At 71.1% G+C, this 25840-nt stretch carries 23 protein-coding genes; 11 read left to right on the forward strand and 12 right to left on the reverse strand.

The genetic code is table 11. The features are described from left to right. Positions 1 to 181: 181 nt before the first annotated feature. On the reverse strand, positions 182 to 1969 hold the full coding sequence (locus tag GXW76_RS17955; RefSeq protein WP_211863475.1) for a hypothetical protein: 1788 nt from the start codon (positions 1967 to 1969) through the stop codon (positions 182 to 184). A 290-nt stretch (positions 1970 to 2259) separates the two neighbouring features. Here GXW76_RS17955 and GXW76_RS17960 point away from each other — a divergent pair, with 290 nt between their 5' ends. Continuing rightward, positions 2260 to 3108: an NHL repeat-containing protein gene (locus GXW76_RS17960; protein ID WP_211863476.1), complete on the forward strand. Its 849-nt coding sequence runs from the start codon at positions 2260 to 2262 to the stop codon at positions 3106 to 3108. A gap of 169 nt (positions 3109 to 3277) precedes the next feature. On the opposite strand, the gene GXW76_RS17970 is transcribed toward GXW76_RS17960, so the two are convergent. From GXW76_RS17970 to GXW76_RS17980, 3 genes are all read right to left on the reverse strand, one after another. After that, positions 3278 to 3922: an imm11 family protein gene (locus tag GXW76_RS17970; protein WP_211863478.1), complete on the reverse strand. Its 645-nt coding sequence runs from the start codon at positions 3920 to 3922 to the stop codon at positions 3278 to 3280. A 76-nt stretch (positions 3923 to 3998) separates the two neighbouring features. Further along, a complete protein-coding gene (locus GXW76_RS17975; RefSeq protein ID WP_211863479.1) occupies positions 3999 to 5597 on the reverse strand; it encodes a GMC family oxidoreductase in 1599 nt (532 codons plus the stop codon). A gap of 50 nt (positions 5598 to 5647) precedes the next feature. Beyond that, positions 5648 to 6598 (reverse strand): LysR family transcriptional regulator, encoded by a 951-nt coding sequence (locus tag GXW76_RS17980; RefSeq protein WP_211863480.1) that lies wholly within the window; start codon positions 6596 to 6598, stop codon positions 5648 to 5650. A 112-nt stretch (positions 6599 to 6710) separates the two neighbouring features. Between GXW76_RS17980 and GXW76_RS17985 the strand changes: the two genes are divergently transcribed. Beyond that, complete coding sequence (locus GXW76_RS17985; RefSeq protein ID WP_211863481.1) at positions 6711 to 7145, forward strand: DoxX family protein; 435 nt, start codon at positions 6711 to 6713, stop codon at positions 7143 to 7145. A 108-nt stretch (positions 7146 to 7253) separates the two neighbouring features. Here GXW76_RS17985 and GXW76_RS17990 read toward each other — a convergent pair whose 3' ends face one another. After that, positions 7254 to 8084 carry a lipid-binding SYLF domain-containing protein gene (locus GXW76_RS17990; protein WP_211863482.1) on the reverse strand — a complete coding sequence of 277 codons (831 nt, stop codon included), beginning with the start codon at positions 8082 to 8084 and terminating at the stop codon, positions 7254 to 7256. A gap of 163 nt (positions 8085 to 8247) precedes the next feature. Beyond that, on the reverse strand, positions 8248 to 8883 hold the full coding sequence (locus tag GXW76_RS17995; RefSeq protein ID WP_211863483.1) for a histidine phosphatase family protein: 636 nt from the start codon (positions 8881 to 8883) through the stop codon (positions 8248 to 8250). Between the two features lie 153 nt (positions 8884 to 9036). Between GXW76_RS17995 and GXW76_RS18000 the strand changes: the two genes are divergently transcribed. Next, on the forward strand, positions 9037 to 9453 hold the full coding sequence (locus tag GXW76_RS18000; protein ID WP_211863484.1) for an anti-virulence regulator CigR family protein: 417 nt from the start codon (positions 9037 to 9039) through the stop codon (positions 9451 to 9453). Positions 9454 to 9464: 11 nt separating this feature from the next. Here the strand turns inward: GXW76_RS18000 and rsmI are convergent, their stop codons facing one another. Beyond that, on the reverse strand, positions 9465 to 10376 hold the full coding sequence (rsmI, locus tag GXW76_RS18005) for a 16S rRNA (cytidine(1402)-2'-O)-methyltransferase (RefSeq protein ID WP_408904374.1): 912 nt from the start codon (positions 10374 to 10376) through the stop codon (positions 9465 to 9467). A gap of 17 nt (positions 10377 to 10393) precedes the next feature. Here rsmI and GXW76_RS18010 point away from each other — a divergent pair, with 17 nt between their 5' ends. From GXW76_RS18010 to GXW76_RS18025, 4 genes are all read left to right on the forward strand, one after another. Then, positions 10394 to 11488 (forward strand): penicillin-binding protein activator, encoded by a 1095-nt coding sequence (locus GXW76_RS18010; RefSeq protein ID WP_338150988.1) that lies wholly within the window; start codon positions 10394 to 10396, stop codon positions 11486 to 11488. Between the two features lie 17 nt (positions 11489 to 11505). Then, entirely contained in the window at positions 11506 to 12885 is a 1380-nt protein-coding gene (locus tag GXW76_RS18015; RefSeq protein ID WP_211863486.1) for an ATP-binding protein, read from the forward strand. Positions 12886 to 13227: 342 nt separating this feature from the next. Next, positions 13228 to 13386 (forward strand): hypothetical protein, encoded by a 159-nt coding sequence (locus GXW76_RS18020; RefSeq protein WP_211863487.1) that lies wholly within the window; start codon positions 13228 to 13230, stop codon positions 13384 to 13386. A 132-nt stretch (positions 13387 to 13518) separates the two neighbouring features. Beyond that, on the forward strand, positions 13519 to 14826 hold the full coding sequence (locus GXW76_RS18025; RefSeq protein ID WP_211863488.1) for an LLM class flavin-dependent oxidoreductase: 1308 nt from the start codon (positions 13519 to 13521) through the stop codon (positions 14824 to 14826). 458 nt (positions 14827 to 15284) lie between these two features. On the opposite strand, the gene GXW76_RS18030 is transcribed toward GXW76_RS18025, so the two are convergent. Next, complete coding sequence (locus tag GXW76_RS18030) at positions 15285 to 15959, reverse strand: GntR family transcriptional regulator (protein WP_211863489.1); 675 nt, start codon at positions 15957 to 15959, stop codon at positions 15285 to 15287. Positions 15960 to 15970: 11 nt separating this feature from the next. Continuing rightward, positions 15971 to 17137: an NAD(P)/FAD-dependent oxidoreductase gene (locus GXW76_RS18035; RefSeq protein WP_211863490.1), complete on the reverse strand. Its 1167-nt coding sequence runs from the start codon at positions 17135 to 17137 to the stop codon at positions 15971 to 15973. Positions 17138 to 17238: 101 nt separating this feature from the next. Between GXW76_RS18035 and GXW76_RS18040 the strand changes: the two genes are divergently transcribed. The 4 genes from GXW76_RS18040 (at position 17239) to GXW76_RS18055 (ending at position 22436) form a co-directional block, all read left to right on the forward strand. Continuing rightward, the gene (locus tag GXW76_RS18040) at positions 17239 to 18615 is read left to right on the forward strand and encodes an NAD(P)/FAD-dependent oxidoreductase (protein WP_211863491.1); all 1377 of its coding nucleotides are present in this window, start codon (positions 17239 to 17241) and stop codon (positions 18613 to 18615) included. 27 nt (positions 18616 to 18642) lie between these two features. Next, entirely contained in the window at positions 18643 to 19707 is a 1065-nt protein-coding gene (locus GXW76_RS18045; protein WP_211863492.1) for an amino acid ABC transporter substrate-binding protein, read from the forward strand. Positions 19708 to 19807: 100 nt separating this feature from the next. Further along, a complete protein-coding gene (locus GXW76_RS18050) occupies positions 19808 to 20800 on the forward strand; it encodes a Bug family tripartite tricarboxylate transporter substrate binding protein (RefSeq protein ID WP_246514493.1) in 993 nt (330 codons plus the stop codon). A 31-nt stretch (positions 20801 to 20831) separates the two neighbouring features. Beyond that, positions 20832 to 22436, forward strand: coding sequence for an ABC transporter substrate-binding protein (locus tag GXW76_RS18055; protein ID WP_211863494.1), 1605 nt, complete (start codon positions 20832 to 20834; stop codon positions 22434 to 22436). Positions 22437 to 22441: 5 nt separating this feature from the next. On the opposite strand, the gene GXW76_RS18060 is transcribed toward GXW76_RS18055, so the two are convergent. The 3 genes from GXW76_RS18060 to proC form a co-directional block, all read right to left on the reverse strand. Further along, complete coding sequence (locus tag GXW76_RS18060) at positions 22442 to 23512, reverse strand: CobW family GTP-binding protein (protein ID WP_211863495.1); 1071 nt, start codon at positions 23510 to 23512, stop codon at positions 22442 to 22444. Then, positions 23509 to 24744, reverse strand: coding sequence for a metal-dependent hydrolase family protein (locus GXW76_RS18065; protein WP_211863496.1), 1236 nt, complete (start codon positions 24742 to 24744; stop codon positions 23509 to 23511). Before GXW76_RS18065 ends, GXW76_RS18060 begins: the two co-directional genes overlap by 4 nt. Positions 24745 to 25015: 271 nt before the next feature. After that, positions 25016 to 25831 (reverse strand): pyrroline-5-carboxylate reductase, encoded by an 816-nt coding sequence (gene proC, locus GXW76_RS18070; protein ID WP_338150987.1) that lies wholly within the window; start codon positions 25829 to 25831, stop codon positions 25016 to 25018. Positions 25832 to 25840: the final 9 nt, after the last annotated feature.

Here is a 25840-nt window from a genome sequence, read left to right on the forward strand (position 1 = left end):
CACGGCGCCGGAGGCCGCGCGCCCCGCGGCGGCGCCGGCCGCTCCGCCGGCCTGTTCGCAGCCGGACAGCAGCGCGAGGGAGAAGAGCAGGGCAGCGGGACGCCAGGAAAGGATGTGTGCCGGCAAGGTTCGTCTCCTTGTTCCGGTGCAGGCTAGACCAGTACGGCGCCTTGCTGAACCTTCATGGTTGCGGCGCGACGGCGAGAAGGCGAAAGCCGCCGAGCGCCTCCGGCAGCGGCACCGGCACCAGCCAGCCCGGCCCCCTGCCGTCCCGCAGGCGCGCGGCGAGCGTGCCTTCCCCGGCCATGCGCGCATCCGGGCCGGCGCAGGTGAGGACCAGCGCGACCCCGCGCCGGCGCAATACCTGGCGCGCGGCCTCAGGGTCGGTCGCGGCGAACACCGCGCGCGTGTCCTGCAGTGCCGCGCCGCCGCGGTGATAGGGGCCGGCGACGGCACGGAAGGGGGTGCGCCAGGCGATCTCGGGCCCGGCGTTGATGTCCGCCGCCATCAGGATCGGCGCGGGGGAGCCCGGCGCAACACCTGGCCGCTCGGCGGCGAGCCATCGGGCGAGGGCGGTCACGTCGCAGGCCGCCTCCGCGTGTCCCGCCGCCGCGCCCGCTGCGTCGGGGCCGGGCATTGCGGCAAAGGGCAGCGCAAGCAGTCCGGACAGCAGCAATGCTGCGGCCATCCCGCGGAAGACTTTGCTGCGAGGCCAAGCGGCACCGAGCACGGCACCCACCAGCCCCGCCCCGGCGACAGCGGCCGGCGCGGCGAGATCGAGGGCGAAGCGTCGCGCCGCGAAGGCGGCGACCAGCCCGCTCAGCAGCGCCGCGAACAGCGCGAGCCCCGCTGGCCAGCGCCGGTCGCGCAGCCATCCGGGCGCGGCAAGTCCGAGAGCGATCAGCCCGGCCAGCGGGGGGCCGCCGAGCAGCGCCGGCACATCGGATGCGCGCCCCCGGCCGAAAGGCGGCAGCGGCTGCATTTCCTCGATGGCGGGGAGCAGGACGTCGCGGCTCGCCGCATCGGCGCTGCCGAAGGATCCGGCCAGGGCGTCGGGGAACAGCAGCAGCAGGACCGCGAGCGCGGCGACCGCCGAGGCCGCGCCGACTGCGACCCGTCGCGCGCGCGCCGTGTCGGCGAAGGGCAGAACGGCGGCGAAGACCGCGGCGATCGCGGCCGCCAGGGCGACATGATGCACCGACACGCGGTCATACTCGACCGCGAGCCAGCCGGCCGGTGGCCGCTCCACCACGACGGCGAGCGCGAGTGTCGCGCCCATGGCCAATGCGATCCGCATCCCCTGCCTCGCCAGGCCACGCCCGTCATCGGCCGCCACGACGGCGAGGCCGGTCGCGAGCAGCACCGGCGCGGCGAGGATCAGCGCCTCCGGGCTGACCCAGATGCCGAAGCCGAAGGCCGCCCCGGCCAGCACGGCCGCCCTCCGAGGGAAGTCGGGCCGCAGCGCCCGCACCGCCCCGCCGAGTGCGACAAGGAGCGCGAGCAGGATCAGCGCGTGATGGTCGGCGCGCCCGGGCATCGCATAGCCGGTCGCTGCCGGCATCGCGACCGCCATCGGCACGGCGAACCACGGCGCCGCCCCCGGCCAGAGTCCCCGCGCCGCCCAGGCCGCCGCGACCGCCGCGAGCACATGCAGCGCCGGCGAGACCAGCCCGCCCACGAGGAAGATCGCTTCCCGCGGATCGAACCCCGCCAGCCCTTCCAGCGCCAGTGCCGGCAGCAGGATCAGCAGGTCGAGCGGCCGCGTCCAATGGAGCGACAGGCCCTCCGGCGCCGCGAGCGCGGGCGTGACCGTGTCGAACCAGCCGCCGCCAAGGCGCAGTTCGAGCACGCGCACGACCCGCATGTACGCGTCCGCATCCACCAGCCGCCCCTCCGCGAAGGGGGCATGGGGTCCGGCCAGTATGCCGAGATGCACCGCGGCGACCGCGGCCAGGGCGAAGAAAAGCAATCCCGGGCCAATCCGGGACGGTGGTTCCGCGGCGACGGGCGGCATCGGCGCGGCCTCGCTCCCCTGGGCTGCCGCTGCCGGTGTGCGCGGCGGCTCCGCGTCGAGTCAACAATGCGAGCGAGGGAATCGTGCGGCGATGAGGCGAACCACGCGCCGGTTGCCGCCGCACCGCCGCGCCTAGTCAACAATGCGGGCAAGGGGATCGTGCGGCGATGAGGCGAGCCACGCGCCGGTTGCCGCGGCGCCGCCGCGGAGCCACCCTCGCGGCCGGCAGCAGCGGGAGCAGGCAGATGGCTCGTCACGACCTCTTCGTTCGTCTCGGGGAGACGCTCTATCGCGTGGAGCGCCCCTGGGGCGAGGTCCCGAAAGGCGTGGGCGTGCCGAGCGACGTCGCCTGCGACGCCGAGGGCCGCGTCCATGTCCAACTCCGCCAGGACCCGATGGCCGACCCCGAAGGCCCGGCCGTCGTGGTGCTGTCGCCGGAGGGGCGGCACATCGCCGCCTGGGGCGGGGCAGAGGTGGCGGACGGCCACATGCTCTCCGTCCATCCCGATGGCCGCGTCTTCGTGGTGGACCGGGACGCGCAGGAGATCATCGTCTTCAGCCGGGAGGGCAAGCGCCTGGGCGGCATCGGCCGGCGCCACCGCCCGGGCGAACCCTTCAACGCCCCGTGCGACGTGGCCTTCGGGCCTGACGGGTCGATCTATGTCGCGGACGGCTACGGCGCCTCCTTCGTGCATCGCTTCAGCGCCGAGGGCACGCCGATGGGCCGCTGGGGTCGTCCGGGCGACGGGCCCGGCGAGTTCTCCACCCCGCACTCCGTCTGGGTGCTGCCCGATGGCCGCGTGACCGTCGCGGACCGCGAGAACAACCGCGTCCAGGTCTTCACGCCGGACGGCTCCTGGCTCGCCGACTGGACCGGCCACCACAAGCCGATGAGCGTGCATGGTGGGCCGGACGGCACGCTCTACGTGACGGACCAAGTGCCGCGCCTGTCCTGGCTCGCGCCGGACGGCGCGCTGATCGGGCGCTGCCGGCCGGTGCTGAACGGCGCGCACGGCATGTGGCGCGGGCCCGACGGGCGGATCTTCCTCAGCGAGCAGAATCCCTCGCGGCTGACCTGCCTGGTGCCGGTCTGACTTAGCCGCGCATGTCCTCGGCGATCAGGTCGGCGGCCTTTTCCGCGACCGAGAGCACCGTCGCGTTGATGTTGCGCACGGGGATGTCCGGGAAGACCAAAGCATCGGCCACGCGTAGCGCCTCGAGGCCGCGCGGCGTTCTTTGTCTGTTTGAGCCTGAGTTCGGCTGCTATGCCTCCCGCACTTTCTGCACGAGAAAGCCCTTCAGACCCTTGTCCCGCAACGCGGCCAGCAACGCGTCGGAGACGAAGAACTCGCCCATGGTGAAGTACGCATCCACCCACAGGTGCCGCCCGGCGATGACTGCGCGCGAAAGGCAGATGTCGTCGACGGTGCTCAGCACTTCGTTCAGCGTCTTGCGGCGCTGGCCCTGCTTGCCGATGCATTCCTCGGGCAACAGCGAGTTGTTGCGCACCAGCGGGTTCATGATGAAGTACTGGCCCGGCGCGACCTCTCGCCCATCCAGGCGCTCGATCGGCTTGCCGTTGGGCCGGCGGATCATGATCGGGAAGAACTGGTGCAGGCCGGGTTCGAAGGCTTCCACCACCTCCCGGAACTCCGCCGAAACGCCCCAGCACGCCACCACCGGCATGAAGTCGGCCAACGCCTGGTGCTTCGAGGTGAGCCAGAACTCGGGCTTCACATCCCCCGGCTCGAAGCGGACGCCCTTGTTGCCGAAGTCGAACTCGCCAAGAGGCGTTCGTCGTTTACCGGCGTCAGTGAGCGCGCCACTCGCCCCCGGCCCCTCCTTTGGTGCCCCCCTTACACGCGGCCTAAGGCGCGTGTCGTGCGCGAACATGATCATCGCTGCCATCAAGTGCCTCGCCTCCGTCATCAGCCGCCGATCGGTAGAGAAAGCAGGGGGAGGCAACGGGAACCTCCCCGCCCATTCATCTGCGCATATCCTCCGCGATCAGGTCCGCTGCCTTCTCGGCGACCGACAGCACCGTGGCGTTGATGTTGCACACCGGGATGTCCGGGAAGACCGAGGCATCCGCCACGCGCAGCCCCTCGATGCCGCGAAGCCGCAGGCGCGCATCGAGCGGCGCGCCGAGATCGCCCCCCATCCGCACCGTGCAGGAGGGGTGATAGACCGTCCCGCCCGTCGCCTTGGCGAAGGCGAGCAGCGCCTCGTCGGTGTCGGCCTCCGGCCCCGGGCGCACCTCCTGCGCGACGATGCCGCGCAGCGGTTCCGCCGCCATCCATCGGCGCGCCAGACGGATGCCGCGCACGACGCATTCCTCGTCGGCGCGCTCGGTCAGGAAGCGCGGGGCGATGGCGGGGGCGTCTTCCGCGCGCGGTGATTTCAGCGTCACGGAACCCCGGCTGTGCGGCCGGCACTGCCAGACGCCGAGGGTGAAGCCGGGCTCCGTCTCCGGCACGCCGATGCGCCCGTCCTGCCAGGACAGCGGCCCGCCGTTGATCTGGATGTCCGGCGCCTCCAGCCCATCCTGCGTGCGCGCGAACAGGGACATCATCCCCGGCGACCAGGTCAGCACCCCCTTGCCGCTGGTGATCCAGCGCAGCACCTCGAGCCCCAGCCGCGGCCAGACGATGCGGCGGTTGGCTGACCAGCGGTGATCGGTCAGGCGGTAGGTCAGCCGCGCGATGTAGTGGTCCTGCAGGTTCTGCCCCACGCCCGGCGCGTCGAGCACCGGCGCGATCCCGTGCTCCGCGACATGCGCCGCGGGCCCGACGCCGGAGAGCATCAGCAGGTGCGGCGACCCGATCGCGCCGGCGGACAGCACCACGCCGAAGCGCGCGCGGATGATCTGTTCCTGCCCCCCGCGCCGGATCGCGACGCCGGTCGCGCGCCCCTGCTCCACCACGATGCGCAGCGCGAGCGCGTTGTCGATGATGGCAAGGTTCGGCCGCGACAGCGCCGGCACCAGATAGGCCCGCGCCGCAGAGATCCGCCGCTGCCCGCGCCGCGTCTGCTGGAAGGTGGCGAAGCCTTCGCGCCGCGGGCCGTTCATGTCCTCGTTCACCGGCAGGCCGATCGCCTCGGCCGCGTGCGCGAATTCGTCTAGCAGTTCGGGCCGCTCTGCCAGATGTTCGACCGGCTGCGGCCCCTGCGTGCCGCGCCCTTCGCCGCCGCCCGCGAAGGATTCGTGGCGCATGAAATAGGGCAGCAGGTCGTCCCACCCCCAGCCCGTACAGCCCTTCTGCGCCCACAGGTCGTAGTCCGACGGATGCCCGCGCACATGGCCGAGCCCGTTGATGGATGACGACCCGCCCCACACGCGCCCACGCGGATAATCGAGCGCGCGGTTGCCCGTCGCGGCATCAGGCTCGGTGCGGAAGCCCCAGGTCAGCCGTGCATGATCCAGGATGCGCGCATAGCCCGCGGGGATGTGGATGTAGGGATGGCGGTCCTTGCCGCCGGCCTCGATGACCGCGACGGTCGCGCCGTTCGCCGAGAGCCGGTTGGCCAGCACGCAGCCCGCGCTGCCCGCGCCGACGATCACATGGTCGAACATGGTGTCCATCGGTGCATCGGAGCGCGCCCACGCGACGCGGTCCAGAGGCCGCGCATGTTTCAGTCGTCCGGACCGCGCGGCGCGTTGCCGGCTTCCACCGCCGGCACCTCGCGCGCCACCGCGAGCATCAGGCGGCGGAGCCAGGCATGACCCGAATCACTCTCGAAGCGCCGGTGGAAGATCATCGACAGCCGCGTGTGGCGGATCGCGACCGGCGATTCCCGCACCACCAGCCCATGCGCCTCGGCCATCCGGCGCGCGAGCCGCGCGGAGAGCGTCATCACCATGTCCGTGCGCGCCAGGATGTCGGGCACCGCCGAGAGATGCGCGACCACCGCGCCCAGCCGCCGCCGCTTGCCGCGCGCCGCGAGCGCCACATCCAGCGCGCCGTCGCGCGAGCCGTTCGGGGAATGGAGCAGATGCGGGAAGGTGATGAGCCGGTCCTCGTCCAGCACGCCGGTCGCGAGCGGATGGCCCGGCCGCATCAGCGTCCTGAATCCTTCGGGCAGCAGGCGGACGCGGGTGTAGATCGCCGGCGGCTCCGGCAGCACGCCGATGGCGAGCTCGGCCTCCCCGCGCTCGAGCAGCGACTGCCAGTTGGTGCGGTCCGCGTGGCGGATGGCGAGCAGGCAGCCGGGCGCCTCGCGCCCCATGTGCTCGAGCAGCGTCGGTGCCAGCACCGCCTCGGCATATTCGCTCAGCGCGACCTGGAAGACGCGGTCCGAGGTCGCGGGATCGAAGGGCGCGTGGACGGCGAAGGTTTCCTTCAGCCGGTCCAGCACCTCGGCCACCGGGCCGGCGAGGGCAAGGGCGAGTTCCGTCGGCTCCACGCCGCCCGGCCGGCGCAGGAACAGCTCGTCATTCAGCGCCGCCCGCAATCTCGCGAGGGCGTTGGACACCGCCGGCTGCGACAGGTTGAGCCGCTGCGCCGCGCGGGTGACGTGGCGCTCGCGTGCCACCGCGTCGAAGACGCGCAGCAGGTTGAGGTCGAGGGTCGCGAGGTCCGCCATTCGTGGCGGTGATGATGGACGTTTCGAAGGTCCGTTGGAAGGCGGCGTCCCTTCCGGGGCATGTTCCCCGCCAACGGAGGCCACCGGGGCCTCGCACCCAAGGACACCCGCCATGATCGACCCGAAGACCACCACCCCCTATGCGACCTTCCTCCTCCGCGTGAGCCTGGGCCTGCTGTTCCTGGCGCATGGCGGCCTGCTGAAGCTCGGCACCTTCGGCCTGTCCGGCGTGATGGGCTTCTTCGGCTCCCTCGGCTATCCGCCGATCTTCGGCGCCATCGTCGCCTTCGCCGAGGTCGGCGCCGGCATCGCCCTCATCACCGGCGTCGGCGTGCGGATCGTCAGCCTGCTGACGCTGCCGATCATGATCGGCGCCACGATGCAGCACCTGCCGGCCGGCTGGCTGTTCAGCGGCCAGGGCGGCGGTTGGGAATTCCCTGCCTTCTGGACGGTGCTGATGGTGGTGCAGGCCGGCCTCGGCGCCGGCGCCTGGGCGCTGGACGCGAACCGCCTGCTCGGCCGCCAGCCCAGCGTGGCGAACGCCTGACCCTGACAAGGAACGCCCGGCGGGATGATCCGCCGGGCGCTTCCGTGTGATGGCCCCCGCCTCGTGCGGGGGTTTTTTTCGTTCCGGGGCCGGCCTCGGGACCGCCGTTCAGCGGGTCCCGCCCCGCGGCGGGGCCGGCAGGCTCTCGGACTGGACGCGGCCGCCGGCCGGGCCGGGCCCCGGCGTGATCACCGCCTGCGGCGCGGCCGAACCCTGCGGCGGTGCGGAACCCTGCGGAACCGGGGCGGTCGCGGCGGGCGCCTGGGACAGGCGCATCAGCGCCGCACGCAGCGGGTCGGAGGCCGGGTTGTGGGCCTCCATCCCGACCACGACCTGGCGTGCGGAGACGTCGCGGCCGAAATACTCGCGCATCCATTCGCTGCGTGACGAGACCAGGTTCCCGTCCAGCGTAATGCCCGCGAAAAGCCCGCGCGCGCGAGCGATGGTCACGATATCCGCGCCGATCGCCGCCGTGGTCGAGCCCGAGATGCCGCGCCCCAGCGTGCCCAGCGCGACGCCGGCATCGGCGCCGAACTTGAACTGGCTGTCCAGCATCGCGTCGAGCGCCTTGTCATTCATGATGAGCATCAGGACCTGCGCGTCCTGCACGCCGATCTGGAAGCCGATCGAGCCGCCGCCCATGGTGAAGAAGGCCGGCGAGGACCAGGACCCGCCGCCATCGCGCGCCACCATCACGCAGTCGCCGCCGGCGCCGCCGAAGATGAATCCGGCGCGGAAGACGCGGGGACAGATCATCGCCGCCCGCGCGCGGCCGAGCATGGAGCGCGCATCCGCGCTCATCTCCCCGAGGTCGAGGATTTCCTGCAGGGCGAGCGTGGAACGGTCGACCAGCGCCTGCGCTTCCGACTGGGCGCGGGCCTTGTTCCCCCCGAGGACGAGGGCCAGTCCCGTGAGGGCAAGAAGGGCGAGACGGCGCATGAAGCGAACCTCCCAAGCCTTTGAATGTCGGCCCTTCTAGCCCGCCCTCTTGGTCATGACAAAGGTTTCGCGATGGCGAAACCGTGAACGAATCCCTGCCCATTCCCGGGTTCCAAGGGCCTTTCGGCCCTTGGCGGGGGGCGGCGCCCCCTCGCTGCTTGCCCTAAACCGCCGCCGGCGGTGTCCAGGGTTCCTCGTTCACCGCGGCGACGCGCCAGTCCAGCCCGTGCTTCTCGATTCGCGTCAGCGACAGATTCTTGATCGAGAACACCAACGCCTGATCCGGAGAGAGCCCCATCGCGTGCGCTAGCATCGCGCGGATCGACCCGCCATGCGCGACGACGACGACGTCCTGCCCTTCGAGCAGCGTCGCCATGCGCTCCAGCGCGCCGGAGACGCGCGCCTGCATCTCCTTGAAGGATTCCCCGCCCGGCGGGTGTTCCTCCCCCGCATGCGGCCAGAAGGGATGGGCCGGGCGGGTCAGCAGCGCGGGCAGCGCCTCATGGGGAATGCCTTGCCAGTCGCCGAGGAATTGCTCGGCGAATTGCGGCTCGGGGTCGAGTTCGGCGTGCGGATACCCGGCCGCGAAGATCGCCGCCGCCGTGGCCCGCGTGCGGGACAGGTTGGTGACGAACCAGCGCGCCGGCTGCGGCAGGCGATGCGCAAGCCATCGATACGATGCCGCCTCCTGCCGCAGCGCCAGATCGCAGAGGGCGACATCCATGGAACCGTAGAGCACGGCGCGGGCGGAAGGCTCGACCAGCGCATGGCGAACGAGGAAGAAGCGGGTGGGGGTCACGCGCGTCCTCTAGCCCAGGCATCCCGCGCTGGGGAGGGGCGGAACACGACCCGGAGACCGCCCCCGCCCGGAGCGCCCGCCATGATGGCGGCCGGGCACCTCGGCCTTGGTCGCGCTTGCCTGGCCTGCATCCGGCCCGGCAGGATGCCGTTCATGGCCCTGATCCCGCGCAGCACCGCGCTGCTCGCCTTCCTCGCCCTTCCCTTGAGCCGGGCCCTGGCCGATCCGCCGCCGGGACGAGGCCGTGGTCAAGGTCACGGTCAGGGCCAGGGGCAGGGCCAGGGTGGCCCGCCCGGCCACGCGCGGTTCGGCGGCAATGACAGCGTCGTCATCCGCAACTGGGCCGCGGCGAACCCCGGCTGGTCCCCGCGCCCCTTGCCGCCCGGGCAGATGCGACAACTGGCGCGCGGCAAGCCGCTGCCACCGGGCATCGCGCGCCAGACGCTGCCGCCGGGGCTGATCGCGCAACTGCCAGCCTATCCGGGGCACAGCTACGCGATGGTCGGGACCTCGGTCGTGCTGCTCGGCGCCGGCGGCGTGGTGGTGGACATCGTCGCCGGGCTGTTCTGACGGCCCTGCCTTCAACCCTGCCCGTCACCCGCGAGCTCGAGGGCACGGGCATAGACCTCGCGCTTCCGCAGGCCGGTCGCCGCGGCGACGCTGGCCGCCGCGTCGCGCAGGCTCAGCCCCGCGGCGAGGGCCGCGCGCAGGCGGGCGTCGAGCTCGTCCTCTCCTACCGCTTCCTCGGGCGCGGGGCCGACGATGATGCAGATCTCCCCGCGCGCCTCGGCCGTCGCGTAATGGGCTGCGAGGTCGGCGAGCGTCCCGCGCCGCACTTCCTCGAAGCGCTTGGTCAGTTCGCGCGCGACCGCGGCCGGGCGGTCGGCGCCGAAGGCCTCGGCCATGGCGGCGAGCGCCTCGCCCAGGCGGTGCGGCGCTTCGAAGAAGACCAGCGTGGCGGAGAGCCCGGCCCGCTCGACGCCCCGCAGCCGCGCGAGGTCCGCCGCGCGCGGCCCCGCCCTGGCCGGCAGGAAGCCCAGGAACAGAAAGGGATGCGGCGGCAGGCCGGAGAGCGCGAGCGCCATCACCGCCGCATTCGGCCCCGGCACGGCGGAGACCGCGATGCCCGCCTCGATGGCCGCGCGCACCAGCCGAAAGCCGGGATCGCTGACCAGCGGCGTGCCGGCATCCGAGACGAGCGCGAACCGTTCGCCCGCCTTCATGCGTTCGACAAGCCTGGGGGCTTGCGCCGCCTCATTGTGATCGTGCAAGGGGATCATGGTTGCCGCGATGCCCTGGCGCGCGAGCAGGCCGCCTGTCACCCTGCTGTCCTCGCACAGCACGGCGTCGGCGTCCCTGAGCGCCGCCATCGCGCGCGGCGAGAGGTCGCCGAGATTTCCGATCGGCGTCGCGACGAGCACCAGGGCCGGCTGCGCCGGACCACCGGGAGGATCGACGGACCGTGTCCCTTCTGCCTCGCCTTCGACTGTCACGCCGCCTCTCCGTGCCGGTGTTCGGTGCCCTTTTGGGCCTCGCGGCCTGCGGGCCGCAAGTCGGTGGGCCCGCCACGCGCGGGCCGCTGCAGGAACCGCCGCGCAATCGCATCGCGCTGCTGCTGCCGCTGAGTGGACCGCAGTCGCCGCTCGGAAGGGCGATGCAGCAGGCCGCCGAGCTCGCGCTGTTCGAGCGCGGCAACCGCAATGTGGACTTCCTGCCGATCGACACCGGCGGCAGCGCCTCCGGCGCCGCGGGCGCCGCGCGCCGCGCCGTGTCCGACGGCGCGCGCGTCATCGTCGGGCCGCTCACCGCGCCCGAGACCTCCGCCGCCTCGACGCCGGCGCGCGCGGGCCGCATCCCGATCCTCGCCTTCACCAACGACGTGGCACAGGCCGGGCCGGGCGTCTGGACCATGGGCGTCACGCCGGCGCAGCAGGTGCGGCGCGCCATGGGCGCGGCGATGTCGGGCGGCGCGCAGCGTTTCGCCCTGGCCGCACCGGACGACGCTTTCGGCCGTGCGCTGGCCTCCGCCGTGCAGCGCATGGCCTCCGAATGGGGCCTGGCGGAGCCGGTGGTGGTGATGCATCCGGTGCGCGCGAACGGCGCGGCGGTGGCGCAGGACCTGCTCAGCCGCGCCTCGGGCGGGATCGACGCCGTGCTGATCGGCAGCACCGGCGCGCTCGCCCGCGGGGTGGCCGCCGGCCTCGCCGCCAATGCCACCCCGGCACCGCGCATGCTGGGCCACGCGCTCTGGGCGCAGGACGCGTCGCTGGGGCAGGAACCGGCGCTGCACGGCGCGCTTTTCGCCGCGCCCGACCCGCGCGGCCGCGCCTCCTTCGATGCGCGCTACGAAGGCGCCTTCGGCGAACGCCCCCCGCGCGTCGCCGGCGTGGCCTATGACGCGGCGGGCGTCGCGGCGCGGGTGGTGCTGACGCCGCGCGGCCAGGCCGGCCCCAATACGGGGGAGATCTTCGACGGCGTGGACGGCCCCGTCCGCCTGCAGCCGGAAGGCCAGGTGCAGCGGGGCCTGGCGCTCTTCGCCGTCGAGCCGAGCGGCGAGGCGCGCATGGTTGAGCCCGCACCGACGCCCGGCGCCGCCGGTTCCTGAACGGCCGAACGCCCGTAATGCTGGGGGAGCGACCCCGCGCGGCCGCCTGGCTGCGCTCCAGCCTCATCGTCGCCGGCCTGCCCGCGGCGACGCTGCTGCTGCTGATGGCGACCGGCGCCGTCGGCACCGGGGCGGGCTTTGTCGCGCTGCTCGTCACCCTGGCCTCGGCGGCGACGGTGGCGCGGCTCTGGCTCGGCAACCTCGGGGAACTCGCGAGCCAGATCCGCGCCGCGGCCTCCGGCGGCGCGGTGCCCAGCCTGAGCGTGGCGCCGCTGCTGGCCTCGGTGCAGGAGGTGGCGGACGGCGTCACCCGCCTCGCGCGCAGCTACGAGGAACGCGGCGCGCTGGTGGAACGCCTGCGCCGCGCCGACGCCGCCATCATCGAGGCGCTGCCCGACCCGCTGCTGGTGCTCTCGGCCGAGCGCGTGCCGTTGCGCGCCAACCGCGCGGCACGGGAGATGCTCGGCCGCCCGCAGGCCGCCGCCGCCCCGGCCGACGCCGCTGCGCTGCTCCGGCACCCGGCGCTGGCAGAGGCCCTCGACGGCGCCTTCACGAGCGGCGAGCCCGCCGCCGCGAACCTCGTGCTTCCCGTGCCGGTGATGCGGGAAGTCGCGGCGCAGGTCATCCCGATGGACCCGCCGCTCGCCGATGGCGGGCGGATGCTGGTGCTGCTCTCCGACCGCACGCAGGAACGCGCGCTCGAGCGCATGCGCGCGGATTTCGTCGCCAATGCCAGCCATGAATTGCGCACGCCGCTCGCCAGCCTGATCGGCTTCATCGAGACGCTGCGCGGCCCCGCCGCCGACGATCCCGCCGCGCAGCAGCGCTTCCTGCAGATCATGGCGGAACAGTCGGACCGCATGCGGCGGCTGATCGACGACCTGCTCGGGCTGTCGCGGATCGAGCTGACGGAACACCAGGCGCCATCCGGGCGCGTGGATGTCGAGACGCTGGCGCGCGCGGAGACGGACGCGATGGCGCCGATCCTCGCCACCCGGAAGGCGCAGCTCGAACTCGAAGCCGCGCCTGCCATCGCCGAGCCGGCCGATGCCGACCAACTCGGACAGGTGATCCGCAACCTGCTCGAGAATGCCATCCGCCACGGGCGGGAGAACGGGCATGTCCGGCTCACGGTGGCGCCCGGCACCGCGCCGGACGGGCGCCCCGGCGTGGCGGTGAGCGTCGCCGATGACGGCCCCGGCGTCGCGCGCGAGCACATCCCGCGCCTGACCGAACGGTTCTACCGCGTGGACAAGGGGCGGTCCCGGCGCGCGGGCGGGACCGGGCTGGGGCTCGCCATCGTCAAGCACATCGTCAACCGCCACCGCGGCACGCTGACGATCGAGAGCGAGGAAGGCGTCGGCACGACCTTCCGCGTCTGGCTGCCGGGCGGCTGAGGGCGCGCCGCCGGCACCTCCAGCGAATGGGCTTCATTGCATCCCTGTTCCAGTCCGGTCCGGTCCGGTCCGGACTGCTGCCCATTTTTCATGGAGTGATCCCATCCTCGGGCCAGGATCAGCGCATCGTGACCATGAAGGTCGCATTCCGCTGGAACCGGGACTGCGACAACAAGGATTGGATGGATTTCGACGCCGGCGAGACGTCCACCTCATGTACTTCGCGTCCCGGAGCGCCAGTGGCAGCGGCCTGGCCAAGGACATCAACGAAGGGCTGGCGCGCGTCATATCGGCGCCCCATCGGACCACCGGCGGCGACACGCGGCGGCACCTGACCGTCCATTGCCGGGACCTGCGGCGGACCTGACAGTCTACATCAGCAGGAACGGCAATTTCTCCGGCCTCGACTACGCGCCGGTGTCGGGAACCAACCCGAAGACGGATCACGTCAACGACGACCGGCACGCGCCGGTGACCGCCAGCGTCGCGAACCTCTATTGACGCGACACTTGCTCGCGAGGGGACGCGACCGCGCGCCGGGCTGAAGGTCGCTGCCCGCGGCCACCGTCACAGCGGCGTCTTGCCGGCGCGACGCGGCGCGGCCACGCTGTCGTGGTGCGGCGGAGGGGCCCCATGGCGCGACGGCAGATGCATCTCGGTGTCTTCGTGCTCGGCACCGGCAACCACATCGCCGGCTGGCGGATGCCGGACGCCTACGACTCCTTCCAGTCGCTGCCGGTCATCCAGCACATCGCGCGCATCGCGGAACGCGGCTGCTTCGACCTGCTGTTCCTGGGCGACACGCTGCAGGCCGGGGCGAACGACCATCCCTCCTACACCGCGCGGTTCGAGCCGATCACCATGCTCGCCGCGCTGGCGGCGAGCACGACGCATATCGGGCTCGGGGCCACGGCCTCGACCTCCTACAACGAGCCGTTCAACGTCGCGCGCTGGTTCGCCTCGCTGGATCATCTCAGCGGCGGGCGCGCGGCGTGGAATGCGGTGACGAGTTCCAACCCGCGCGCGGCGCCGAATTTCGGGCGCGAGCACGCACCGCACGAAGCGCGCTACCGCGCCGCCGAGGAATTCGTCGATGTGGTGATGGGCCTGTGGGACTGCTGGGACGAGGGCGCCATCGTCGCCGACCGCGCGAGCGGGCGTTACATCGACCCGGCGAGGATGCGCAGCCTCGATCATGTCGGCGAGTTCTTCAGCGTGAAGGGGCCGCTGAACATCGGGCGATGCCCGCAGGGGCGGCCGATCGTGCTGCAGGCGGGGGCGTCGGAGCCGGGGCTTAACCTGGCGGCGCGCACCGCGGACGTCGTCTTCTCGGTGGTGCAGGATCTCGAGGAGGCGAAGGCGGCCTATGCGTCCCTGAAGTCGCGCATGCCGGGCTTCGGGCGGCGGCCGGAGGAGATCGCGGTGCTGCCCGGCGTCATGCCCATCCTCGGGCGGACGCGGCAGGAAGCGCGGGACGTGCTGGACCGCCTGCAGTCCTTCACCACCGAGGGCAGCGCCGTGTCGCTGCTGTCGAGCCGGCTGGGCGTGGACGTCTCCGCCTTCCCGCCCGACGAGAAGGTGCCGGACCTGCCCCTGCCCTCGACCTCGCATGGCTTCGCGCGCGCGATGCTGTCGAAGGCGCGGCGGGAAGGGATGACCTGGCGTGACCTGCTGAACCTGACCGGCGCCGCGCGCGGCCACTGGGTGATCGCCGGCACGGCGACCGACATCGCCGACACGCTGCAGGAGTGGTTCGAAGGCGGTGCCGCGGACGGCTTCAACATCATGCCCGCCTGGTTCCCCGGCGCCTTCGATGGCTTCGTGGACGAGGTGGTCCCCGAGTTGCAGCGCCGCGGCCTCTACCGCCGGCAGTACACGGCGAAGACGCTGCGCGGCCATCTCGGCCTGGACATGCCCGCGAACCGCTTCTTCCCGAAGTAGAGCAGATCCCGATCAGTGGAATCATCTGACCGGGTGAAGATGCTCGCAAAAACAAGGGCCTGGAGCGGTGTTCGTGAGCCGAGGCGAACGGAAACCGCTTTAGTGTCCTGATTCCGAAATCCTGCGGACTTCGTTCTCAGGCCACTAGGCTTTGTTTTGCGTGGCCTGCTTGTTCGCTTCGTTCGCTGGAAATCCAGCGAACTTCGCGTGCAGGACACTAGCCGCGCCGGATGGCCGGGAGCATTTCGCCGACCGCGACCTTCGACCTCAGGGCCGCGACGCTTTCGGTTAGTGGGACGAAGCGACTGCTCCCATAGCAGCACCGGACGGATGGATCCTCGCGGCGCGATGGGACGCGCAAGGAAATCCGTTGTTACCACAATTCGTGGTGGGCCGTGACCCGAACAAGCGCCTTTCGGGGCGATGCCGACCCAGGTTCCGTCAGCCTCTTGTGGGTATCACCGACCGCGCGCGACGGCCCGGATGGAACGCTGAGTGTCGCGAATGTGCTCGGTGAGAAGCGCGACCGCTTCCTCGGTGCGTCCCTTCTGCACGAGGTCGAGCAGGCGATGGTGCTCGCGCTGCGGGCGTTCCTTGCCGGCAACCGTCGAGATCTTGCGCCGTGCGGCCGCGTTGAAGTGCTTGAAGTTGCGCTCGATGGCGTCAAGCAGTCGGCGGCACTCACAGGGCAGATAGAGTGCCCAGTGGAAGGCCCAGTTCATCGCCGACCATTTCGCGGGATCTGGTGCCGTGTCGTACTCCGCGAGGATCGCGCGCGCCGCAGCGATGTCGGCATCGGCGGCATTCGGCACGGCGAGGCGGAGCGCATGACACTCCAGCGCGATGCGGACCTCCAGCATCTCCTGGATCTCGGCATCGCTGACGATGGTGACCGTGGCGCCCCGGTTGGGCGAATAGTTGATCAGGCCCTCGGCCTGGAGCGCGCGCAGCGCCTCGCGCACCGGAATGCGGCTGGTGCCGAAGCGCAGCGCCAACTCTTCCTGGCGCAGGGGCGCGCCGGGCGCGAGCCGGCCTTCGACGATGTCCCGGCGCAGCGCCTCGGCCAGCGTCTCGGCGGCGAGGCCCGAGGGGGCGGTGTCTCTCGCCGTCTCAAGCACGGATGCGCGGCTCATTCGGTCATCTCCTACAGTATGCCGCGCTCGCGGTAGGGCTCGTTGCGCAGGACGCGATCCCAGCCGAGCCGCGCAAGGTCGATCGTTTGGTATCCGCCGTCCAGGATCAACTCGGCGATCGCCCGCCCGACGCCCGGTGCATGCATCAGCCCGTGGCCTGAGAAGCCCGCCGCCATCAGGAAGCCCGGGCAGTCCGGCCAGGGTCCGATGATGGCGTTCCCGTCGAGTTCGTTCTGGTCGTAGAGGCCGGCCATGACGCTCTTCTCCCGGGTCCGCTCGAAGGCCGGGAACCGGTGCGCCAGCGCCGGCCAGACCACGCGTTCGAAATAGCCGTGATCGACCTCGAAGTTGAAGCCCCGCGGCTCGTCGCTGTCCGGCATGCCACCCGTGTAGCCGCGCCCCTCGGGCCGGAAGGCCAGCCGGTCGAGGTCCTTGACGTAGGGGAGCGGCTCGATCGCGGTCTCGCACTCGAAGTAGTGCTCAAAGCGGCGCATCGGGCGGATCGGACTCCGCATCCCGGCCATGGCGCAGACCTGGTCGGCCCAGGCACCCGCGGCATTGACGACGAAACGCGTCGTCATCGACCCGCCCGAGGCGAAGCGGACTGCGCGGATGCGTGCGCCATCGCGCTCGATGGCCGCGGCCTCCTCCGGCAGGAATTCCGCACCCAGGTCGCGCGCCTTGCGGCGGAAGCCCTGCTGCACGCCGTGCGGATCAACCCAGGCATCGTCGAGGGAATGCGCAGCGAGCTCGAGGTCATCCACGAACATCGATGGGAAGCGGTGCTTCAGCGCCGCCCGGTCCAGCAGATCGATCCGCACGCCGTGCGCGCGCTGCGTGGCGGCACTCTCCTCCAGCAGCCGGGTGCCGCGCCCGTCCACGATGAAGAGGTAGCCGCCCTTGCGGAAGCTGATCTCCGCCGGGACGCCGTCCACGGCCATCTCCTCCGCGAAGCGTTCGTAGAAGGGAATCGAGAAGTTCGAGAGCTGGATGTTCTCCGGCCCGGAGAAGAGGCGCCGCACCCCGCCCGAGGCGCGCGGCGTCGAGGCCAGCGCATAGGTCGGGTCGCGCTCGATCACCGTCACCCGCGGCGCGTTGTTCCGCATGCGCAGGAAGCAGGCGACGGCACAGCCGATCGCCCCTCCGCCGATGATGACCACGTCCGCGCTGCCCGGCATCCGGTGCTCCCTTTCTTGATTGGTGACGATAGGGGCTTGCCCGCAAGGATGCAATGTGATTACGATTGGATACAATTTGAGGCGATGGGAAGGACCTACTGATGAGCATCCCGGAGGGCGGTACGGACGTTGCCGTCATCGGCGCCGGCATCGTCGGCATCGCGGTGGCGCACTACCTGGCGGTGCGCCACGGCGTCCGCCGCCTGGTGCTCGTCGAACAGGGCGACCCCATGGCCCTGACCTCCGCCCAGTCGGGGGAGAACTACAGGAACTGGTGGCCGCATCCGGTGATGCGCGCCTTCACCGACGACGCCATCGACCTGATGGAGGAGATCGCGCGCGCGAGCGACAATCGCCTGCGCATGACACGGCGCGGCTACGCCCTCGTCACCCGGCGCGAAAACCCCGAGGACCTCTTCGCCGAACTTGCGCGCGGCTACGGCGACGGTGCCGCCTCGCGCATCCGTTTCCACAAGGGCGGCGACACCGGCTACGTCCCGGCGACATCATCGGACTGGCGGACGGCACCGGATGGCGTGGACGTGCTCATGGATCGCGCGCTGATCCGGGCGCATTTCCCGTCCTATGCGCCGGACGTCGCGACGATCCTGCACATCCGCCGGGCGGGCGATATCAGCGGCCAGCAGATGGGAGCGTGGATGCTGGAGCAGATCCGCACCGCGGGCGGGCGGCTGATGCGTGCGCGCCTTGCCGGCATCGATGGCGGCGCCCCCTTCACGCTCCGGCTGGAGGGCGCGAATGGTCCGACGACGCTGCGCGCGGATCGCATCGTCAACGCGGCCGGCCCCTTCTTCGGCGACGTCGCGGCCATGCTCGGCGAGCCAGTTCCGCTGCAGACCGTGTTCCAGCAGAAGATCGCCTTCGAGGATCGCGAGCGCGCAATTCCGCGCTCCATGCCCTTCTCCATCGACCTGGACGGCCAGACATTGTCCTGGACGGAGGAGGAGCGCGAGATCCTCGCCTCCGATCCGACGACCGTCCCGCTGACGCGCCCGATGCCCGGCGCGATCCATTGCCGGCCCGAAGGTGGCGATGGCGGCACCTGGCTGAAGCTCGGCTGGGCGTACAACCGAACGCCCTCTGACCCGCATGCCGAGCCGCCGCCGGTCGATCCCAACTTTCCCGACGTGGTGCTGCGCGGCGCGAGCCGGCTGAATCCGTCGCTCGCCGCCTATCTCGGCCGGCTGCCACGTGGTGCGCGGCATTACGGCGGCTACTACGCCATGACGCCGGAGAACTGGCCGCTGATCGGGCCCATGCGCACGCCGGGTGCGTTCATGGCAGGCGCGCTGTCCGGCTATGGAACCATGGCGGCCACGGCGACGGGCGCGCTCTGCGCCGCCTGGATGCAGGATGCGGCGCGGCCGGACTACGCCGACCTCTTCACGCTGCGCCGCTACGACGATGCCGCGCTCATGGCGGAACTGCGCGGCGATGAAAGCAAGGGCGTCCTGTAACGCACCGCACGACAAGGAGGCATCGACATGAAAGCCAAGAAGACATCGGCACGGCGCCTGGCCACCATCCTCGGCGCGGTCACCGCACTCGCGGCGACATGGGGCGCAACCCCCGCCTTCGCCCAGGCCCAGCCGCAGGCGAATACGACCGAGGCGGTCCGCCAGCGCGGCACCCTGCGCTGCGGCGTGCAGGGGCCGAGCAATCCCGGCTTCGGCGCGCCCGACTCTCGTGGCGAATGGCAGGGCTTCAACGTGGACATCTGCCGCGCCATCGCGACGATGATCCTGGGTGATCCCAGCAAGATCAGCATCGTCCCACTCTCCACCCAGGCGCGCTTCCCGGCGCTGCAGTCAGGCGAGATCGACGTCGCGACCAACAGCACGACCTGGACGATGCAGCGCGACGCGCAGCTTGGTTTCAACTTTCCGGCGATCGTCTTCTACGACGGGCAGGGCATCATGGTGCGCCGCTCGCTTGGCATCGACAGCGCCACGAAGCTCGACGGCGCTACGGTCTGCGTGCCGCCCGGCACCACGACGGAACTCAACGTGACCGACTGGTTCCGGGCACGGAACCTGCGCTTCACGCCGCTGGTCATCGAATCGCGCGTTGAACTGACCCGCGCCTACGATGCCGGCCGCTGCGACGCGATCACCTACGACGCGACCATCCTCTATGCCCAGCGCACCACGCTGCAGAACCCGCAGGACCACGTCGTCCTGCCGGAACGCCTGTCCAAGGAACCCCTCGGGGTGGCGGTGCGCCACGGCGACGACCGCTTCCACGATATCGTCGGCTGGGCGGTCTTCACGCTGATCAACGCCGAGGAACTCGGCATCACCCGCACCAACGTCCGCGAGCAGCTCAACAGCCGCGACCCGCAGGTGCGCCGCCTGCTCGGCGTCGAGGGCGCGCTCGGCGAGACGCTCGGCATCTCCAACGACTTCGGCCTGCGCATGATCGAGGCGCTCGGCAACTACGGCGAGATCTTCGATCGCAACCTCGGCCCGGCGACGCCCCTCGGCGTCGATCGCGGGATCAACCGCCTCTACACGAATGGCGGCATCCTCTACGCGCCACCGAACCGCTGAGGTGCGCGCGATGCGCCTGGGCTGGCTGTTCCGTGGCGGGTCGCCGATCGGGACAGCCATCCCAGGGCGAAAAGAGATCAAGGAAACAGAGGTGTCCAAGATGCTTCGACGTCATGTCCTGCTTGCCGCACCCGCCCTGCTGATTGGCAAGGCGATCCACGCCCAGCCCATCGCGGGCGGGCGACCGGTTCGGTTGATCGTTCCCTTCGCGCCAGGCGGCGCCTTTGACCTGGTGGGACGCATCCTCGCCGAACGCCTGCCGGCCGCCCTGGGCAACCATGTCGTGGTGGAAAACCGGGCCGGTGCCGGCGGCCTGATCGGCGTCGATGCAGTCGCCAAGGCGGACAAGGATGGCACGACCATCGGCCTGGTCGGCGTGGCGGCCCTCTGCGCGGCGCCCTTCCTCTACAGCCGGATGCCGTTCGATCCGGTGCGCGATCTCGCGCCCGTCACGCAGATCACGGATGGCGCGATGCTGTGCGTGGTCAATGCCGACAACGCGCGACGCAACGGATGGACCGATTTCCGCGCCCTGATCGCATGGGCGAAGGCGCATCCGGACACGCTGCGCATGGGCTATTCCGGGCCGGGTTCGACGGCGCATCTGAACATCATGACGGTCGGCCGCCTGACCGGGGCGAGCTTCCTGCGCGTGCCCTACCGCGGCGGCAGCACGACGATCAACGACCTCGTCGCCGGCCATATCGACATGATGTTCGATGTCATGCCCGCGCTCATTCCGCATGTGCAGGCGGGCGCGCTCGTGCCCCTCGCAGTGTCCACCCCGGAGCCGGTCGCGGCCGTGCCGAGCGTGCCGGGCATGGCCTCCTTCGCCGATCTCGGACTCGGGCAGTATTCCTTCGACACCTGGAACGCCATCATGGCGCCGGCCGGCACCCCCGGACCGATCGTCGCGCGGCTGTTCCAGGCGATCCGCCAGGTGGCCACGCAGCCGGATTTCGCCGAACGGCTGAAGCCGCTCGGCTACGGCGTCGTGACGAGCGAGAGCCCCGCCGCGCTGGCGGCGAAGATCGCGCGGGAGACGCCGGTGTGGAAGCAACTCGTGGAGACCTCCGGTGCCAGGCTCGACTGACCGCCTGCCCGCCCCTGCCGCGAGACCTGCCATGACAGCCATCCATCGCCGGCGCCTGCTGCAGGGCGTGGGCCTCGCCCTGGTCGGCCTGCCCGATTGCGGCCGCGCGCAGCCGGCTGCCGGGCGCAATCTGCGCATCGCCTCGGTCACGGAGGCCGTGTCGCTCGACCCGCATCTCCAGTACTTCGGACCGGACCGGAAGGCGCATCGCCATATCTTCGAATCGCTCTGCGCGCCGGACGCGCGCCAGCACCTGCAGCCGGCGCTTGCGCAATCCTGGCATGCCCTCGACGACCGGACGTGGGAGTTCCGCCTGCGCCCCGGCGTGCGCTTCCACGACGGGTCGCCCTTCACGGCGGAGGATGCGATCTTCTCGCTGGAGCGGGCGCCGCGTGTTCCCGGCGGTGCCTCCTCACTCGGCGCCTTCACCCAGTCGATCGCGGCGCTCGAAGCACCCGACCCGCTGACGCTGCGGGTGCGCACGCGCACGGTCGCCCCGCTGCTGCCGAACGATCTGTCGAATATCTTCATCGTCTCGAAGCGGCGCGCGGAGACAGCGACGACCGCCGACTTCAATCGCGGGGAAGCTGTGATCGGGACCGGCCCCTACCGTTTCGTGGAGTGGCGCAAGGGATTCTTCCTGCACCTGCGCGGCTTCGCCGATCACTGGGGCGGCGCGCCGCCATGGAACGAGGTCCGCATGGACCTGATCGCCGATGACGCGGCGCGGGTGCAGGCCCTGCTCTCCGGCGAGGCCGATATCGCCGACCAGCTCCCGCCCGGCCGCATCGCGGCATTGCAGGCGACGCCGTCGGTCACGGTGGTCGATTGCCCGTCGAACTTCCTGCTCTTCCTCAATCTCGACCAGTTCCGCCAGGTCTCGCCGTACATCACGAGCAAGGACGGTCGTGAACTGCCCAACCCGCTGCTGAAGCGAGAGGTCCGCCGCGCGCTGTCGATGGCCGTCGATCGCGCCCGGCTGGCGCGGGAGGTGATGCAGGGCACGGCCGAACCGGCCGATCAGTTGCTGCCGCAGGGCTTCGCCGGACGCGTGCCCGGTACCCTTGCCGAGCCACACGACCCCGCGGCCGCCCGTGCCCTGCTCGCGGCCGCCGGCTACCGGGACGGGTGGCGGATGACGCTGCACGGAACCAGCGACCGCTATTCCATGGACGGGCCGCTGCTGGAGGCGGTGGCGCGGGACTGGCGGGCCATCGGCCTCGATGTCTCGGCCGTTTCCCTGCCGTCGGCGGAGTTCTTCCGCCGCTCCGGCACGCGCGACACGCCGCCCGAATTCAGCGTGATGCAGGTGGGCTGGGGTACGCCAAGCGGCGAATCCTCATCCACCCTGAAGGGTGTGCTGGCGACGCAGGACTTCGCTCGCGGCTTCGGGGCGTCCAATCGCGGGCGCTACTCCAACCCTGCCATGGACCGTCTGCTGGATACGGCGTTGGCGACCGTGGACGACGGGCGCCGCGATGCCCTGCTGCAGGATGCAACCCGACTGGCCGTTGGCGAGGACCGGGGGATCATTCCCTTGATCCACCCGCGCAATCTCTGGGCCGTGCGGCGCGGCATCGCCTATGTGCCGCGCGCGGACAACCAGACCTCGGCCATGGACGCGCGGCCAGCGTAGCGTGATCAGGCTGCCGCGGCCTCCATGGCCGCGGCTTCGGCCTTCCGCAGCGCGGCTTCCACGGTCGCCTGCAGAATGCCGCGCGTGATGAAGACGGTCCGGGACCGGCGATCCGCCCCCGGCCAGGCGTCGAGCATCGCCGGCGGGTGGAACAGGTGCTGCACCCCATGCACCACGACCGGTCCTTCCGGCCGTTCCTGCACGTGCAGCAGGCCCTTCATGCGCAACAGGTCCGGCCCGTGCGTCGCCGCAAGGTCCTGCAACCAGGCCGCCGCCACCGCCCAGGAGATTGGGGCGTCGCGGGTGATGCAGAAGTTCCGGATCTCTTCGTCGTGGCGCGCTGCCTCCGCCGCGCAATGCGGGCAGTCCTCGCCGTGGTGATGGTCGTGATGGTGGTGGTGGGCGGGGGCGACGGCTTCGGCGTTGAGCCAGGCTTCCACGTCGCTGCCGCGTGACGCGGGATCGAAGCCGCCGGCCTCGAACAGCGCCGGGTCGGCCTGGCCGCCGGTCACGTACAGCATCGGGGCGCCCGGGTTCAGTCGCCGCAGGCTGCGTTCCAGCGCAGCGCGTTCGGCCGCGCCGGCCAGGTCGGCTTTCGTCACCACCACCGCATCGGCGAAGGCGATCTGCTTGCGGGCCTCGGGGAAGGTGTCGAGCGTCGTGCAGCCTGGCACCGCGGCCACCGTGGTCACGACCCGCTCGAGCCGGTAGCGCAGCACCAGGGCAAGGTCGTTCATCAGGCTGTGCACCACCGGCGCCGGATCCGCGAGCCCGGTGGTCTCGATCACCACGCGCCGGAACGGCGGCACCTCGCCCGCATCCCGCCGGGCGGCGAGGTCGCGGAGCGCCGCGATCAGGTCGCCGCGGACCGTGCAGCAGATGCAGCCGTTCTCGAGCAGCACCAGGTTCTCGCGCGTCTCGCTGACCAGAAGGTGGTCGAGCCCGACATCGCCATACTCGTTGACGATGACCGCCGCAGGCTCCGTCGCAGTGCGGAGATAGGCGTTGAGCAGCGTGGTCTTGCCGCTGCCGAGGTGCCCCGTCAGCAGCGTGACGGGCAGGAGCGCGTCGGTCATTGCAGGGTATCCTTGTAGAAGCGGCCGCCCTTCATGATCGCGGCGATGTTGGGTCCACCGTCCTTGAAGATGCCGAGATCCGCATACGGATCGCCTTCGACGACGATCAGGTCCGCATGAGAGCCTGGGATCAACTCGCCCAATTGCCCCTCCTGCCGCAGGATGCGCGCATTCACCAGGGTCGCTGAGCGGATGACCTCGGCCGCCGGCATTGCCTCCCGGTGAATGGCAAGGCCATCGCATTGGTAGAGCTGGGTATGCATGGACAGGTCGGTGCCGAACCCGATCGGCACGCCGGCCGCCCGGCAGATCTCGAGCGAGGTGAGCCCGGCTGCGTTGACGCGCTCATTCTTCGCCAGGCTCACCGGCGACTTGCCGGACGCGGCACCGAGGATCTTCGTCATGCGGTAGGTGATGAGGGTCGGGACGAGGAACGCGTCGCGCTCCGCCATCAGCGCCGCGGTCGGGGGTTCGATGAAGTTGCCATGCTCGATGGTGCGCACGCCGGCCAGGATGGCGCGGCGGATCGCCTCATCGGCATAGGCGTGACCGGCCACGTAGGTGCCCCAGCGGCGGGCCTCCTCGCAGACCGCCTCGATCTCGTCCACGCGGTACTGCAGGCTGTCCAGCGGATCATTGGGCGAGGCGGTTCCGCCACTCAGCATGATCTTGATGTGGTCGGAGCCCTTGCGCAGCTCGTCGCGGACCGCCCGGAGCACCTCGGGCAGCCCATCGGCGATGACGCTGAAGATTTCCAGGGCTGAGCAGCAGATGAAATCATTGGTGGAATCCGGGCGCAGGCGGAAATCGCCGTGGCCGCCCGTCTGGCTGATCGCGCGGCCGGAGACGAACAGCCGCGGCGTGTCGATGTAGCCGGCCTCCGACGCTTCCCTCATGCCATAGTCGCCGCCGGCCATGTCGCGCACCGTCGTGAAGCCGCGCATGAGCATGCCCTTGAGAACGAAGGCCGCCTTGGCGGAGGCATAGGTCACCGGCACATTGCGCAGCAGCCCGATGTTCATCTCGTTCATGAACATGTGGACATGCGCATCGATGAGGCCCGGCATCACGGTGCGCCCGCCAACGTCCACGCGCCGCGCGCTGGCCGAGCGGATCGGTGCATCGGACACTTCCCGGACCCGGTCGTCCTCGACCAGGACCTCGATGCCCTCCAGCAGCTCATCCCGTCGCGGATCGAGGAATCGGCCGCCATGCAGCACGATCATGCCCATCGCATACTCCCATGGTGCGAACGACAATCCGGAGTGGATTGTATCCAATCTTTATAGATCATATACCAGTGAAGAAAGCGAGATCGCTTGTTCGCAGACGCCTCGCCATCTCCACGTGACGATGGCCGCCCGGGGCGCGGCCCTGCCTCCCATCTTCCAGCGGTTCGCTAGAGCAGATCCCGATCAGGTGGACTCACCTGATCGGGTGAAGATGCTCGCAAGAACAAAGGCCTGGAGCGGTGTTCGTGAGCCGAGGCGAACGGAAACCGTTCTAGGCGACCGTCTCGCCCAGTTCGATCGACCGCCGGTGGGCCGCTTCCATGGCGCGCGAAAGGAGGTCCTGCAGGGTCTCTCCCTCCTCGAACACGCGCAGCGCCGCGTCGGTCGTCCCTGCCGGGCTGCGGACCGCCGCCTTGAGCTGCGCAGGATCGGCGCCCGGTACCGCGAGCATGGCCGATGCGCCGGCAACCGTGGCGCGCGCCAGGACATCGGCCAGCGGCGCCGGCAGCCCAAGCGCGGCGCCGGCACGCGCCATCGCTTCCACCACGGCGAAGACATAGGCGGGCCCGCTGCCGGAGACCGCCGTGACGGCGTCGATCATCGCTTCCGCCGGCAGCCAGTGCGTCGTCCCCACCGCGCCGAAGAGCGCATCGCAGCGCTGACGGTCCTCCGCCGTGACCGAGGCCTCCGCCCAGAGCGCCGTCACGCCCGCGCCGACCAGGGCCGGGGTATTGGGCATGGTGCGGACGATGCGGGCCTCCGGCAGATGACGGCGCAGTGCCTCCACGCGCGCTCCGGCGACAATCGAGGCGACCAGGCCTCGCCCAGCCGCGGAAGCCGCAAGCGGCGGCAAGGCCACCGGCAACGCCTGTGGCTTGACGGCGAGAACGACCAGCGCCGGCCGGACCGCTTCGGGCAGCCGGTCCCGCACATCCACTGCCGCGCCGCGTGGCAGGAGAGCGCGGGCGCGCCCGGGATCGGGATCGACCGCCACGATCCGGGCCGCCGGCTTGCGCACAAGAAGCCCCGCGGCGAGTGCCGCGCCCATGTTGCCGCAGCCGAGGAGCAGGAGGTCGGTATCATGCACGACGCGGTG

Source organism: Neoroseomonas soli (assembly GCF_018129065.1).
In the GTDB taxonomy this organism is placed as follows: Bacteria; Pseudomonadota; Alphaproteobacteria; order Acetobacterales; family Acetobacteraceae; genus Neoroseomonas; species Neoroseomonas soli.